This window comes from Actinoplanes sp. NPDC049548 (genome assembly GCF_040676695.1).
GTDB lineage: Bacteria > Actinomycetota > Actinomycetes > Mycobacteriales > Micromonosporaceae > Actinoplanes.
Genome location: NZ_JBFAPM010000022.1, coordinates 116861 through 133084 on the forward strand (window position 1 = coordinate 116861; position 16224 = coordinate 133084).

General features: G+C 73.2%; 1 protein-coding gene. It reads left to right on the forward strand.

Annotation, left to right across the window (positions count from 1 at the left end):
• Positions 1 to 69: 69 nt before the first annotated feature.
• Positions 70 to 16224, forward strand: a 16155-nt coding sequence (locus tag AB0J80_RS32315; RefSeq protein WP_364712635.1) for an amino acid adenylation domain-containing protein, incomplete at its 3' end; no start/stop codon positions are given.

Below are 16224 nucleotides of genomic sequence, written 5' to 3' on the forward strand. Positions count from 1 at the left end.
CCGGCCGGGTGGCGGTGGCCCGCGCCCACCACACCGACCAGCGGACGCACGAGAGCGGAGAAGAACCAAGTGAGCCAGGTCGCGATGTTCGGCACGCTGGCGACATTGTTCTCGGACCAGGCGCGGCGCACCCCGGAGGCGACGGCCGTCCTCGGCGACGCCGTCGCATACTCCTACGCCGAGCTCGACGACGCGGCCACCCGAGTGGCGCACGAGCTGGCCGCACGCGGTGTCGGCCGGGGTGACCTCGTCGGCGTGCTCATGCGGCGCTCGCCGGACGTGGTGGCCGTCCTGCTCGGCGTATCCCGGGCCGGTGCGGCGTTCGTGCCGCTCGACCCGGCCTATCCGGCGGCCCGGATCGCGTTCGTGCTGACCGATGCGGACGTCGCCCTGGTCGCCTGCGATCCCGGCGCGGAGGATCGGATCCCGGCGGGCACGCCCCGGTGGGCTGCGGACGTGACCGCCGCCGCTCACCGCCCGGCCGCGTCGTTCCCCGCGATCGGGCCGGACGACGCGGCGTACGTCATCTACACCTCCGGCTCGACGGGCGTTCCCAAGGGCGTGGTGGTCACGCACCGGGGCCTGGGCGCGCTCGCGGGCGCCCAGATCGAGCGGTTCGCGGTCTCGCCGGCGTCGCGGGTGCTGCAGCTCGCGTCGCTGAGCTTCGACGCGGCGGTGTCCGAGCTGGCCATGGCGCTGCTCAGCGGGGCGACGCTGGTCGCCGTGACCGGGGCGTACGAGGCGCTGGGCCGGGTGGCGGCGGAGCATGCGGTCACCCATGTGACGGTTCCGCCCTCGGTGCTGGCGGCGGTCGACGAGCTGCCCGGCTCGGTGACGACGATCGCCGTCGCGGGGGAGGCCTGCCCGCCGTGGCTGGCCGCGCGGTGGGCGCGGCGGCGGCTGATCAACGCGTACGGGCCGACCGAGATCACCGTCTGCGCCACCATGAGCCACCCGCTGACCGGCGGCGAGGATCCCGTACCGATCGGCGTGCCGATACCCGGCACCCGCGTCCATGTGCTCGACGAGCGGTTGCATCCGGCCGGGTCCGGCGAGCTCTACATCGCGGGCGCCGGGGTGGCCCGCGGCTACCTGGGCCGCCCGGGCCTGACCGCCGCCCGGTTCGTCGCCGCGCCCGGTGGGACGCGGATGTACCGCTCCGGCGACCTGGCGAGGTGGACGGGTGACGGCCGGCTGGTGTTCGAGGGCCGCGCCGACGCCCAGGTGAAGGTCCGCGGCATCCGGGTCGAACCCGGCGAGGCCGAGGCTGTCCTGGGCACGCACGAGCAGGTGCGCCAGGTCGCTGTGATCGTCCGGGACGGGCGTCTGGTCGCGTACGCGGTCACCACCGCTGCCGGCGACACGCTGCGGGCCTTCGCCGCCGAGCGGCTGCCCGCCCACCTCGTGCCCGCCGCGGTCGTGGTGCTCGACGCGCTGCCGGTCACCGTCAACGGCAAGCTGGACGTCGCGGCGCTGCCCGCACCGACCTTCGCCGGGGAGGGGCGGGGCCGGGAGCCGCGTACGCCGGTGGAGGAGAAGCTGTGCGAGGTGTTCGCCGGCGTCCTCGACCTCGACCACATCGGCGCCGACATCTCCTTCCTGGACCTGGGCGGCGACTCGCTGACCGCGATGCGGCTCATCGCGCGCCTCCGCGTCGTCACCGGCGTGGAGATGTCCGTCGCCGAGCTGTTCCGAGCGCCGACCGTGGAGGGCGTCGCCCGGCTCATCGCCGACGGCGGCCCGGCAGCCCGGCGGCCGCTCGTGCGATCCGAGCGTCCCGTGGTGGTACCGCTGTCGTACGCCCAGTCGCGGCTGTGGTTCCTGAGCCGGCTCGGCGGCGCCGTCTACAACGAGCCCCTCGCGCTGTCGCTGTCCGGTGTGGTGGATGTCGACGCCCTGCAGGCGGCCCTGGGCGACGTGGCGGACCGGCACGAGAGCCTGCGCACGCTGCTTCCGCAGACCGGCGGGGTTCCGCGGCAGGAAGTCGTGGAGGGTGTGGCGGGGCGGCCGGTGCTGCGCGTCGTCGAGGCCGGCGAGGAAGGCGCGGGCGCCGCGGTGGCGCGGCTGTCCGGTGTGGCGTTCGACCTGGCGACGGACCTGCCGTGGCGGGTGTGGCTGCTGCGGGAGTCCGCGCGCCGGCACGTGCTCCTGATCGTCGCGCACCACGTGGCGGTGGACGGCTGGTCGATGGAGGTGCTGGCACGGGACCTGCGTGACGCGTACGACGCCCGTTCGCGCGGGGAGGCGCCGTCCTGGCCGGAGCTTCCGGTGCAGTACGCCGACTACGCGCTCTGGCAGCGGGAGGTGCTCGGCGACGTACTCGCCTCTGAGCTGGCGTACTGGCAGCGGACTCTGGCGGGTGCTCCGGGGGAGCTGGCGCTGCCGGTGGACAGGCCGCGTCCGCTGGTGCCGTCTTTCGTCGGTGGGTCCGTGCCGGTCTCGGTGGATGCGGGGGTTCATGCTGCTTTGGCGCGTCTGGCCCGGCGGAGCGGCGCGACGATGTTCATGGTGGTGCACGCGGTTCTGGCGGTGTTGCTGTCTCGGATGGGTGCGGGGACCGATCTGCCGGTGGGTACGCCGGTCGCGGGCCGTGGTGATGCGGCGTTGGATGAGCTGGTCGGGTTTTTCGTCAACACGCTTGTGTTGCGGGTGGACGTGAGTGGTGATCCGACGTTCGTCGAGGTGCTGCGGCGGGTGCGGGAGACGGATCTGGGGGCGTACGCGCATCAGGATGTGCCGTTCGAGCGTCTGGTCGAGGAGCTGAACCCGGAGCGGTCGCTGAGTCGCAACCCGCTGTTCCAGGTCATGGTCGCGCTGCAGGCGGACCCGGCCGAGAGCCGCGCCTGGCAGCTGCCGGGTCTGGCCGTCGCCCCCTTCCCGACCGGCGCACCGGCCGCCGCTTTCGACCTCTCGCTCACTCTCACCGCGCACCACGACGCCGGACTCACGGGCGCCTTGAACTACGCCACCGACCTCTTCGACGAGGACACGGTCCGGGCCCTCGCCGACCGCCTGGTCCGCGTGTTCGTCCAGGTTGCGGCCGACCCTGCCGTCCGGGTCCGGGATCTCGAGGTGCTCGGCGCCGCGGAGCGTCGCACGATTCTGCGGGAGTGGAACGACACCGCTGTGCCGGTGGGCTCCGGCACGGTGCTCGACCGGTTCGCCGCGTACGCGCTGCGTCGACCCGACCGCCCGGCAGCCCGCTGCGGCGCCGAGACGCTCAGCTATGCCGAGCTGGACGTGCGGTCCAGCGCCTGGGCGGCACGGCTCGCGTCGCTCGGCGCAGGTCCGGACGTCCGCGTGGCGCTCTGCCTTCCCCGCGGCGTGGACATGATCGTGGCGATGGTCGCCGTGTGGAAGGCCGGCGCGGCGTTCGTACCGTTGGATCCGGCGCACCCGGCGCAGCGCCTCGCCCTGATCCTGGCCGACAGCGGCGCCGAGCTGGTGATCGGCGCCGCCGGGACCCTCGACGTCCTGCCTCTCGGCGCGGCCCGCCCGGTGCTCTGGGACGCCGGCCCCGGCGCCGAGCCCGCACCGGCAAGGCCGGTCCACCCGGACTCCCTGGCGTACGTCATCTACACCTCCGGGTCGACCGGAACACCCAAGGGCGTGGCGGTTCCCCATCGCGGCTTGCTGAACCTGGCCGGCGCCATCGGCTCGCAACTGGCCCTCAGCGACGGCGCCGTAGTTCTCCAGTTCTCCTCGTTCAGCTTCGACGCGGCGATGCTCGACGTCGTCGTCGCGCTCACCACCGGCGGCACCCTCGCGATCGCCACCGCCGAGGAGCGCCTCGACACGGGGGCGCTGACGGCGATGATGCGCGCGACCGGCGTCGAGATGGCCAGCGTCGTGACGTCGCTGATGGCGCTGATCGACCCGGACGACGTGCCCGGCGTGCGCAGCTGGATGGTGGGCGCCGAGCGGGTGCCGGCCGAGCTGACCGCCCGCTGGGCCGGCCGGGCGAGGGTGTTCGTCTGTTACGGCCCCACGGAGACGACGGTCATGGCCACCACCTTCCTGGCCGGGCCGGACGCCCGCACCGACGCCGCGCCGCCGCCGATCGGGGTTCCACTGCGCAACAACCGCGTCTACGTCCTCGACGAACACCTGCGACCGGTCGCCCCCGGCGTGGCGGGCGAGATCTACCTGGCGGGTTCGCAGCTGGCACGCGGCTACGCCGGCCGGCCCGCGCTCACCGCCGACCGGTTCGTGGCCTGCCCGTACGCGCCCGGCGAGCGCATGTACCGCTCGGGCGACCTCGGCCGCTGGGACCGCGACGGCAGGTTGCATTTCGTGGGTCGCGCCGACGAGCAGGTGAAGATCCGCGGGTTCCGGGTGGAGCCGGGCGAGGTGGCGTCGGTGCTGGCTGCTCACGCGGAGGTGGCGCAGGCGGCGGTGAGCGTGCGCGATGGCCGGCTGGTGGCTTATGTGGTGTCCACTGCGGACGCAGCCTCGCTGCGGGCGCACGCGGCCTCCCGTCTGCCCGACTACATGGTTCCGGCGGCTTTCGTGGCGCTCGACGTGTTGCCGGTGACCGTCAACGGCAAGCTCGACCTGGCCGCGCTGCCCGCCCCGGACGCCGTCGCCACGACCGGCCGGGACCCGGCGGGTCCCACCGAACAGCTGGTGGCCGGTCTCTGCGCCGACGTCCTCGGCGCCGAGCGGGTGCCGGCCGACCGGTCGTTCTTCGATCTCGGCGGCGACTCGCTGTCGGCCATGCGGCTCATCGCCCGCATCCGCGCGGCGACCGGTGTCGACGTCCCCATCGTCGACCTGTTCCGCGACCCCACGGTCGAGGGCCTCGCCCGGCTGGTCGCCGGCGACGAACCCGCGGCCCGCCGGCCCCTCGTCCGGCGGGTACGCCCAGCCGTCGTGCCGCTGTCGTACGCGCAGGCGCGGCTGTGGTTCCTCAACCAGGTCGACGGCGCCGTCTACAACCAGCCGCTGGCCCTGCGCCTCCACGGTGACCTGGACGTCGCCGCGTTGAGAAGCGCGCTCGGCGACGTCGCGGACCGGCACGAGAGCCTGCGCACGATCTTCCCGCAGACCGTCGACGGCGAGCCCCACCAGCGGCTCCTCGACGGTCACGAGGCGTGGCCCCCGTTCGTGCGCATGGCCGGCACCGAGGAGCGGCTTCCCGGCCTGATCGCCGAGTGCTCGGCGCGCGGCTTCGACCTCGGCGCCGAGTTGCCGTGGCGGGTGTGGCTGTTCGAGCGCGGCCCGGCCGAGCACCTGCTGCTGGTCGTCGCCCACCACGTCGCCGTGGACGGTTGGTCGATGGGGGTGCTCTCGGCCGACCTGCGTGCGGCGTACGCCGCCCGGCGCCGGGGCGGCGCGCCCGAATGGGCCCCGCTGCCCGTCCAGTACGCCGACTACGCCCTCTGGCAGCGTGAGGAGCTGGGCGACCCCGACGACGAGCGCAGCCTCATCGCCGGGCAGCTGAGCTACTGGCGGCGGCAGCTGGCCGGGTCGCCGCCGGAGCTCGACCTGCCGTTCGACCGGTCACGGCCGGCGGCCCCCTCGTTCGCCGGCGCTGCGGTCGACGTCGCGGTGGGCTCCGACGTCCACGCGGGCCTGCTGCGGCTGGCCCAGCAGAGCCGGGCCACCATGTTCATGGTGGTGCACGCGGCCCTCTCGGTCCTGCTGTGCCGGGTCGGCGCCGGAACCGACATTCCGGTGGGAACGGCGGTCGCGGGCCGTGGTGATGCGGCGCTGGACGAGCTGGTCGGGTTCTTCGTCAACACCCTTGTGCTGCGGGCCGACTTGAGTGGCAACCCGACGTTCGCCGAGGTGCTGCGGCGGGTGCGGGAGACGGATCTGGGGGCGTACGCGCATCAGGATGTGCCGTTCGAGCGTCTCGTCGAGGAGCTGAACCCGGAGCGGTCGCTCAACCGCAACCCGCTGTTCCAGGTCATGGTGGCGCTGCAGAACCTGCCCGGCCGAGGCGGCCGATGGGAGCTGCCCGGTCTCGAGGTCACCGAGCTGGGCACGGTCGCCGAGGCCGCGCGCTTCGACCTGTCGCTGGAACTGAGCGAGCGGGAGGGCACGGGCGGCACGCCGGGCGGGCTCACGGGCGTCCTGCGCTACGCCACCGACCTGTTCGACGAGGAGACGGCCGAGTCCTTCGCCCGCCGCCTGGTCCGCATCCTCGAGCGGGTCGCGGCGGACCCCGCCATCCGGATCGGCGCCGTGGACGTGCTGGACGCGGCCGAGCGTACCCGTGTGGAGCTGTCCTGGAACGACACCGCCGTCGCGGTCCCGGCCGCGACGGTCCCGGAGCTCTTCGTCGCCCAGGCTGCGAGAACCCCTGATGCGGTCGCGGTCCGTTGTGGCCCTTGTCGATTGACGTACGCCGAACTGCACGCGCAGTCGGACGCCTGGGCCGCACGCCTCGCGGAATGGGGCGCGGTTCCCGAGACTCGGGTGGCGCTTCTGCTGCCGCGCGGCGTGGAGATGGTCGTGGCGATGCTCGGCGTGTGGAAGGCGGGCGCCGCCTTCGTGCCGCTCGACCCGGCCTATCCGGCGCAGCGCCTCGGCCTGATCATCGCGGACAGCGGCGCGACGCTCGTGCTCGGCACCGCGGCGAGCCTGGCGGATCTGCCTCCGGGCCCGGCACGCCGCGTCGAGTGGGTCACGCCGCCACGGGCCGATCCGCCGGCGATCAGGACCGGCCCTGAGTCTCTCGCCTACGTCATCTACACCTCCGGTTCGACCGGGACGCCGAAGGGTGTGGCGGTCGCGCACCGGGGCGTGGCGAACCTGGCGTCGGTGATGCGGCCGGTGCTGGGCGGCGGCGTGGTGACGCTGCAGTTCGCCTCGTTCGGCTTCGACGCGTCCATTCTGGACATCGTTGTGCCGCTGACCAGTGGCGGGTGCGTCGCGATCGCCTCCGCCGAGGAACGTCAGGACGCCCGGGCGGTGTCGGCCATGATCCGTGAGGCCGGGGTCGAGGCGGCGAGCGTGGTGCCGTCGCTGCTGTCGGTTCTCGACCCGGCCGACGTGCCGGGAGTGCGCACGTGGGTGTCGGGTGCGGAGCTGCTGACGGCCGAGGCGGCGAACCGGTGGACCGCGCACGCCGCGATGTGGAACACGTACGGCCCCACCGAGGCCACGGTGATCACGACGGCGGTGCCACTGCCCCGTCACGCGGACGCCGCACCGCCGATCGGTGCCCCGATCGGCAACGCCCGCGTCCACGTCCTGGACGAGTTCCTCAACCCGACCCCGCCGGGCACGACCGGCGAGGTGTACATCGCGGGTCCGGGCGTGGCGCGCGGGTATCTGGGCCGGGCAGGGCTGACGGCGGCCAGCTTCGTCGCCGGACCCGGCGGCGAGCGGTGGTATCGCTCCGGTGACCTGGCCAAGTGGGACGCCGACGGCAACCTGCGCTTCGCCGGACGCGCCGACGAGCAGGTGAAGGTCCGCGGGTTCCGGGTGGAGCCGGGTGAGATCGTGGCGGTTCTCGAGGGCCGCCCGGACGTGTCCGGGGCCGCGGTGATCGTGCGGGACGGCCGCCTGGTGGCCTACGTCGTCTCCACGGCGGACGTTTCCTCGTTGCGGGCGCACGCCGCGTCTCGCCTGCCCGACTACATGGTCCCCTCGGCATTCGTGAGGCTCGACGCGCTTCCACTGACGGTCAACGGCAAGCTTGACCGGACCGCGCTGCCGCCGCCCGCAGCCAACGCCTCGGCAGGCCCGGCGCCGGATAACCCCGTCGAGGAGCTGCTCTGCGGGCTCTTCGCCGACATCCTCGACGTCGAGACGGTGCCCACCGGCGTCTCGTTCTTCGACCTCGGCGGCGACTCGCTGCTCGCCATGCGCCTGGTCGCCCGCATCCGGGCGGTGCTCGGCGCCGAACTGGCCATCCGCGACCTGTTCGCTGCCCCCACCGTGCAGGGCATCGCCCGGTTGCTCGCCGCCGGCACGGGGACCGCGCGTCCGGCACCGGTACGCCGCGCTCGCCCGCACACGCTGCCGTTGTCCTCCGCCCAGCAGCGCCTCTTGTTCCTGCACCGGCTCGAGGAGGCGGAGCGTGGCGCCGGCGCGGCCTACAACCACCCGCTGGCCTTCCGCCTCTCCGGCGACCTCGACGTACGCGCCCTCGACGCCGCCCTGGGCGACGTGGCGGACCGGCACGAGAGCCTGCGTACGGTCTTCCCGGACGCGGGCGGCACGGCGGTCCAGCGGGTGCTCGACAGCGCGGCAGGCCGTCCGGAGTTGTCCGTCGTCGCGGCCGCTGAACCGGAGCTGCCCGCGCTGATCGCCGCGGAGGCCGGCCGCGGGTTCGATCTCGCCCGCGAAGTGCCGTGGCGGGTCCGGCTGCTGGCGCTCGGGCCGGGCGAGCACGTGCTGCTCATCGTCACCCACCACATCGCCGTCGACGGCTGGTCCACCGCGATCCTCGGCCGCGACCTGCGCACCGCGTACGCCGCGCGCCTGCGCGACGAGGCGCCGGGCTGGGCGCCGCTGCCGGTGCAGTACGTCGACTACGCCCTCTGGCAGCGGGAGGTGCTCGGCGGTGTGCTCGCCTCTCAGCTGGCGTACTGGCAGCGGACTCTGGCGGACGCACCGGTGGAGCTGGCGCTGCCGGCCGACCGCCCCCGCCCGGCCGCGTCCTCCTTCCGGGCCGGCTCGGTGCCGGTCTCGGTGGACGCGGAGGTTCACGCTGCTTTGGCGCGTCTGGCCCGGCAAAGCGGCGCGACGATGTTCATGGTGGTGCACGCGGTTCTGGCGGTGTTGCTGTCTCGGATGGGTGCGGGGACCGATCTGCCGGTGGGTACGCCGGTCGCGGGCCGTGGTGATGCGGCGTTGGATGAGCTGGTCGGGTTTTTCGTCAACACGCTTGTGTTGCGGGTGGACGTGAGTGGTGATCCGACGTTCGTCGAGGTGCTGCGGCGGGTGCGGGAGACGGATCTGGGGGCGTACGCGCATCAGGATGTGCCGTTCGAGCGTCTGGTCGAGGAGCTGAACCCGGAGCGGTCGCTGAATCGCAACCCGCTGTTCCAGGTCATGGTCGCGCTGCAGAATGTGCCGGCGACCGACGACGACTTCGCGCTGTCCGGCCTGCGCGTCACCCCGGTCGGCACCGGCCCCGAGTCGGCGCGCTTCGACCTGTCGGTCGAGCTGGTGGAGCGGCGCGACGCGGACGGCGGGCCGGCCGGGCTCACCGGCGACATGCGGTACGCGGCCGACCTGTTCGACGAGCCGACGGTCCGCGCGCTGGCGGGTCGCCTTACCCGCGTCTTCGAGCAGGTGGCGGAGAACCCGGCGGTACGGGTCGGCGACCTCGACGTGATCGCGCCGGACGAGTGGGCGCTCGTAGTGGACCTGTGGAACGCGACCGCCGTTCCCGTTCCCGAGACGACGGTGCCGGAGCTGGTGGCGGCGCAGGTGCGGCGGGCACCGGACGTGGTAGCGGCGCGGTGCGGAACGGAGTCGCTGTCGTACGCCGGCCTGGCGGCCCGCTCCGACGCGTGGGCGGCGCGGCTGGCCGACCTGGGTGCCGGCCCGGAGACGCGTGTCGGGTTGTGCCTGCCGCGCGGCGTGGACGTGGTGGCCGCCATGCTGGCGGTGTGGAAGGCGGGCGCTGCTTTCGTGCCGCTGGACCCGGGACTTCCGGCGTCGCGTCGCGGGCTGATCCTCGCCGACTCCGGCGCCGAGTGGGTGATCGGCACGCCGCAGACCCTGGCGGGCGTGCCGCTGGGGACGGCCGAGCCGGTGTGGTGGGGCGCCTGCGCGGACGCTGAGGCGCCGGCGGTACGCGTGGGCCCGGACTCGCTCGCCTACGTCATCTACACGTCCGGTTCGACCGGGACGCCGAAGGGCGTGGCGGTCGAGCATCGGAGCGTGGTGAACCTGGCGTCGGTGATGCGTCCGGTGCTCGGCGGGGAAGCGGTGACGCTGCAGTTCGCCTCGTTCAGCTTCGACGCCTCGATCCTGGACATCGTCGTGGCGCTGACGAGCGGGGGCACGCTCGCGATCGCGTCGGCGGAGGAGCGTACGGACCCCCAGGCGCTCGCGGCGATGGTTCGCGAGGCCGGGGTCGAGGTGGCCAGCGTGGTGCCCTCGCTGCTGTCGGTTCTGGACCCCGCGGAGGTGCCGGGGGTCCGGAACTGGGTGCTGGGCGCCGAGCGGCTCTCCGCCGACCTGGCCAACCGGTGGACCCCGCACGCCGCGATGTGGAACACCTACGGCCCGACCGAGGCCACCGTGATCACCACCGCCGTGCCGCTGCCGCGCCATGCCGATACGGCGCCGCCCATCGGCGCCCCCATCGGCAACGCCCGGGTCTATGTGCTCGACGAGTTTCTCAACCCGGTGCCGCCCGGCGTGACCGGCGAGCTGTACATCGCCGGTCCGGGCCTGGCCCGTGGCTACGCCGGCCGGCCCGGTCTGACGTCGTCGGCGTTCGTGGCGTGCCCGTTCTCGCCGGGTCAGCGAATGTACCGCTCGGGCGACCTGGCGAGGTGGGCCGGCGGGAACCTGCACTTCGCGGGCCGGGCGGACGAGCAGGTGAAGATCCGGGGGTTCCGGGTGGAGCCGGGCGAGGTCGCGGCCGTGCTCGCCGGCCACGCCGCCGTGTCTCAGGCGGCGGTGATCGTGCGGGACGCGCGTCTGGTCGCCTATGTCGTGTCCGCCGCCGACCCTGCGGAGTTGCGGGCCCATGCCGCATCGCGGCTTCCGGACTACATGGTCCCGGCGGCGTTCGTCGCGCTGGAGACGTTGCCGCTGACCGTCAACGGCAAGCTGGACCGGGCCGCGCTGCCCGCTCCCGAGGCCGCGGGCACGGCCGGCCGGGCGGCCGCGACGCCCCTGGAAGAGCTGTTCTGCGGGCTCTTCGCCGAGGTGCTGGGCCTGGAGGAGGTGAATGCGGAGGCGTCGTTCTTCGACCTGGGCGGCGACTCGATCATGTCGATGCTGCTGGTGTCGACGGCGCGCCGGGCCGGTCTGGTCATCACGGCACGGCAGGTGTTCGAGCGGAGGACCCCGGCCGGGCTCGCCCTCGTGGCCACGGTGGCCGGCGACGCCGTCCGGGCGGTGGGGGAGCCGGGAGTCGGCGACGTGCCGCTCACGCCGGTGCATCGCGAGCTGATCGACCGCGCCGGCATCGAGGGGGCGGCCGGGGAGATCCTGGTGACGACCCTGTCGACCCCGGCCGGCGCCGATCGGGCCGCACTCACCGCGGCGGTGCACGCCCTGCTCACCCACCACGACATGCTGCGTGCCCGGCTCGAGCCGGACGGCGACGGCTGGCGACTGACCGTACCCGGGACTGTTGCCGCGGCCGACCCGCTGCGCCGGGTCGACCCCGCCGGCCTGGACGATGCGGTCCGGCTGGCCGTCCGCGAGCTCGACCCGTTGCGCGGGGTGATGGTCCGCGCGGTGTGGTGCGACGCCGGACGCGACCGGCCCGGACGGCTCGTGCTGGCGATCGCTCACCTCGTCGCCGACGCCGTGTCGATGCGGGTGCTCGCGGCGGATCTGGCCGACGCGTACGCCATGGCCGCGGCCGGACGCCCGATCGCGCTGCCCGTCGTACCCGTCTCCTACCGGCACTGGGCGCGGTCCCGCGCCGCCGAGGCCGAACCCGTCACGCCGGCCGACGGGCCGTCCGACGATGTGCCGGTACTGCCCGATGCCGTCGGTGACCTGTCCGGCCCCGCCCGGGACCTGTCGGTGCGGATACCGGCCGAGGTCACGGCGGCGTTGCTGACCCGGGTGCCGGCCGCGTTCCACGCGGGAGTTGAGGACGTGCTGCTGGCGGGCCTTGCGAGGGCCGTCACCGCCCGGCGGCCCGGCGCCTTCCTGGTGGACGTGGAGGGCCACGGCCGCGACGGTGACCTCGACCTGTCACGGACGGTGGGGTGGTTCACCAACGTTCGCCGGATACGGCTGGACCCGGGTCCCTGGGAGGCCGGCCGCGTTCTCAAGCGGGTCAAGGAGCAGCTGCGCGGGGCGCCGGTTCCCGGGACCGCGCAGATCGGCTTCAACTATCTCGGCAGGTTCGCCCCCGCCACCGAGACCGGCGCCTGGCAGACGGTCGCGCAGGACATGGCCGGCACCGAGGGCACGCCGGCGCAGCACCCCCTGGAAGCCATCGCCCTGGTCGAGGACGACCGGCTGACGCTGGTGCTGTCGTGGCCGGACGGCGTCCTGACCGAGGGTGACGCCCGGGCGCTGCTCGACTCCTGGATGGCAGCCCTGGGCGTCCTCGCGGTTTCGGACGGGGGTGGCCATACGCCGTCGGACTTCCCGCTGGTGGCGGTGAGCCAGGCCGAGGTCGAGGGTTTCGAGGCGGCGGCGGGTGACGCGGGTCTGGCTGAGGTGTGGCCGTTGTCGCCGTTGCAGGAGGGCATGCTGTTCCACTCCCGTTATGACGAGCGGGGGATGGATGTCTACATCGAGCAGCTCGTCTTCGGTGTCGAGGGTGATCTCGACCCGGAGGTGTTGCGGGCGGCGTGGCAGGCGGTGGTGGATCGGCACGAGACCCTGCGTGCGGCCTTCCCGCAGCGTGACGCCGGGTCACCGGTCCAGGTGGTGTGGGAGCGCGTGGCGGTGCCGTGGCAGGTCTCCGACAGCGACGAGACGCATGCCGAAGAGATTGCGGTGCGGGAGCACGCCCGGCGCTTCGACCTGGCGCAGGCGCCATTGCTGAGGGTGCTGCTGCTGAGGTTCGCCCCGGACCGGTGGCGGATGGTCGTCACGCTGCACCATCTGCTCCTGGACGGCTGGTCCCTGGACATCCTCACCGGGGAGCTCGAGGCCGCGTACGCGGCGGGTGGCACGACCGTGGGCTTCCCGCCGGTGGCCTCCTACGGCGGCTACCTGGGCTGGCTGGCCCGCCAGGACGGTGCGGCCGCCCGCGAGGCGTGGCGCCGCGAGCTGTCCGACCTCGACGAGCCGACGCTGGTCGCACCTCTGGACCACGGCGCCGCGCAGACCGTCCCGGACGTCGTCGCCGGCGAGGCCGGTGCCGAGCTCGACGCCGCGCTGCGGGAGCTGGCCCGAACCCACGACCTGACCCTCAACACCGTCGTCCAGGTGGCCTGGGCCGTGGCGGTCGGTCTGCTGACCGGTCGCCGCGACGTCGTGTTCGGTGCTTCGGTGGCGGGTCGTCCGGCGGATCTGCCGGGCATGGAGGGCATGCTCGGGCTGTTCATCAACACGATTCCGGTGCGGGTGCGGTTTCAGCCGGGTCAGACGGTCGCTGAGCTGTTGGCTGACTTGCAGGCGCGGCAGACGGCCTTGATGGACCACCAGTACCTGAGCTTGAGCGAGGTTCAGCGCCTCGGTGGCGGGGGCGCGTTCTTCGACACGATGATGGCGTTCGAGAACTTCGGCGCCGGCGCCGGCCCGGCGAGCCGCGACACCGCCGTGCGCTTCGTGCCGGAGCCGGGTCGCGAGGCGATCAACTACCCGCTGGTGCTGGTGACCGGGGCCGACGCCGGGCTGACGATGCGCCTGAGCTACCAGCCCGACGTGGTGAACCCCGCGGTCGCCCGCGCGACGTTGGACCGGGTCATCGCAGTGCTCGCTCACATGGCCGCGGATCCCCACAAGCGGGTACGGGACCTGTTCCTGGTGCCCGGAGCCGAAGCGATCGCCTCACCGCGCCCGGTCGGTGCTGATCCGGTGGGTTCGTTGGTGGAGGTGTTCGAGGCGCAGGTGGAGCGCAGCCCGGATGCGGTGGCGGTGTGTTTCGGGTCGGAGTGGTTGTCGTTTCGGCAGTTGGATGTGGCGGCGAACCGGTTGGCGCATGAGCTGGTCGTGCGTGGTGTGGGGGTGGAGTCGCGGGTTGCGGTGGTGTTGGAGCGTGGCCTGGATCTGGTGGTGTCGTTGCTGGCCGTCCTGAAGGCCGGTGGTGCGTATGTGCCGGTGGATCCGGGCTATCCGGTGGAGCGGATCGCGTTCGTGTTGGCTGATGCCGCTCCGGCGGTGGTGGTGTGCTCGAGCGCGACGGCCGGCGTGGTGACCGGGTACGACAACGTGCTGGTGGTCGACGGTGGTCTGTCGGACGCGCCTGGCTTCTCACCGGGGGTGCCGGTGCCGGCGGGTGCGGCGGCGTATGTGATTTACACGTCGGGGTCCACCGGGCGGCCGAAGGGTGTGACGGTCAGCCACGGCAATGTGCTGCGGCTGTTGTCGGAGACGCAGCCGTGGTTCGGGTTCGGTCCGGATGATGTGTGGACGGTGTTCCACTCGTTCGCTTTTGACTTCTCGGTGTGGGAGTTGTGGGGTGGTCTGCTGAGCGGTGGGCGGGTGGTGGTGGTGCCGTTCGCGACCTCTCGGGATCCGCGCGAGTTCATGACGTTGCTGCGTGAGCAGGGTGTGACGGTGTTGAACCAGACGCCGTCGGCGTTCGGCCAGCTCGCCGCCGTAGCGCACACGGATCTGCCCAGGCTGCGGTTGGTGATTTTCGGCGGTGAGGCACTCGACACGTCCGGGCTTGCGGGGTGGGTGCGCCGGTATCCGCGAGTGCGGTTGGTGAACATGTACGGCATCACCGAGACCACGGTGCATGTCACCTATCAGCCGGTCGAGGCCGACACCGTCGGTGGGGGGATCGGGGTGCCGATCCCGGACCTGGCGGTGGAGGTGCTGGATGAGTGGTTGGTGCCGGTACCGGCCGGAGTGACAGGGGAGATGTATGTCCTGGGTCGGGGTGTGGCGCGGGGGTATCACGGTCGTCCTGGGTTGACCGCGGCCCGGTTCGTGGCGGCGCCGGGCGGAACCCGCCGATACCGCTCAGGGGATGTAGCCCGCCGTGGCCCGGACGGGATTTTGCAGTACCGGGGTCGTTCGGATGCGCAGGTGCAGCTGCGGGGCTTCCGGGTGGAGCCGGGTGAGGTCGAGGCGGTGCTGGCCGGGCACCCGCAGGTGGTGCAGGCGGCGGTGGTCGTGCGGGATGACCGTCTGGTGGCCTATGTGGTGTCCACGGTCGATGTCGAGGTGTTGCGGGCTCACGCGGCGCGGCTCCTGCCGGACTACATGGTGCCGTCGGCGTTCGTGGCGCTGGACGCGTTGCCGTTGACGGTGAACGGCAAGCTCGACCGGGCTGCCCTGCCGGCACCGGACGGGGTGCGTACCGGGCGGGCGCCGGCTACGCCGGTCGAGGAACAGCTTTGCGCGCTGTACGCGGAGATCCTCGGCGTCGATCGGGTGCCGGCCGACCGTTCCTTCTTCGTCCTGGGCGGTGACTCGCTGTCAGCCATGCGCCTGGTGTCGCGTATCCGCGCGGTCTTCGAGACGGACGTGAGCATTCGTGCCCTGTTCGCCGGGCCGAGCGTGGCTGAGGTGGCTCGCCTTGTCGAGGGCGAGGGCGGCGTGGTGCGCGAGGTGTTGACCCGCCGCCAACGGCCCGAGGTGCTGCCGCTGTCGTATGCGCAGCAGCGACTGTGGTTCCTCAACCGGCTCGAGGACCGCGGTGCGAGCGCCGCTTACAACATGCCGATCGCCCTGCAACTCGACGGTCCCCTCGACACCACCGCGCTGCGGGCGGCCCTCGGCGACGTGGCCGACCGGCACGAGAGCCTGCGCACCGTCTTCGCCGAGTCGGAGAGCGGCGCCCGCCAGCTGATCCTCGACGGCGCGGCCGGTCACCCCCCGTTCGACCTGGTGCCGGCCACAGAGGAACAGCTGCCCGACATGGTCGCCGACTTCTCGGGCCGCGGCTTCGATTTGAGCGCTGACCTGCCGTGGCGCGCGCGGTTGCTGGTCCTCGGGCCGGCCGAACACGTGCTCCTGCTGGTCCTGCACCACATCGCGATCGACGGCTGGTCCATGGACATCCTGTCCCGCGACCTGCGCGAGGCCTACGCCAGCCGCCTCGACGGCGAGGCACCGGCCTGGGCGCCGCTGCCGGTGCAGTACGCGGACTACGCCCTGTGGCAGCGTGAGGTGCTCGGCGACGTCATCGCCGGACAGCTGCAGCACTGGCGGCAGGCTCTCGACGGCGCACCGCCCGAGCTGACGTTGCCGTTCGATCGGCCCCGCCCGGCGACGCCGAGTTTCCGCGGCGCGACCGTGCCACTGGAGATCGACGCGGCGGTGCACGCCGGCCTGGCCGAGCTGGCTCGTAGCAACGACGCGACGCTGTTCATGGTGGTGCACGCGGCGCTGTCCGTGCTCCTGTGCCGGGTGGGCGCGGGGACTGACATCCCGTTGGGTACCGCGATCGCTGGGCGCGGCGACGCGGCCCTCGACGACCTCGTCGGGTTCTTCATC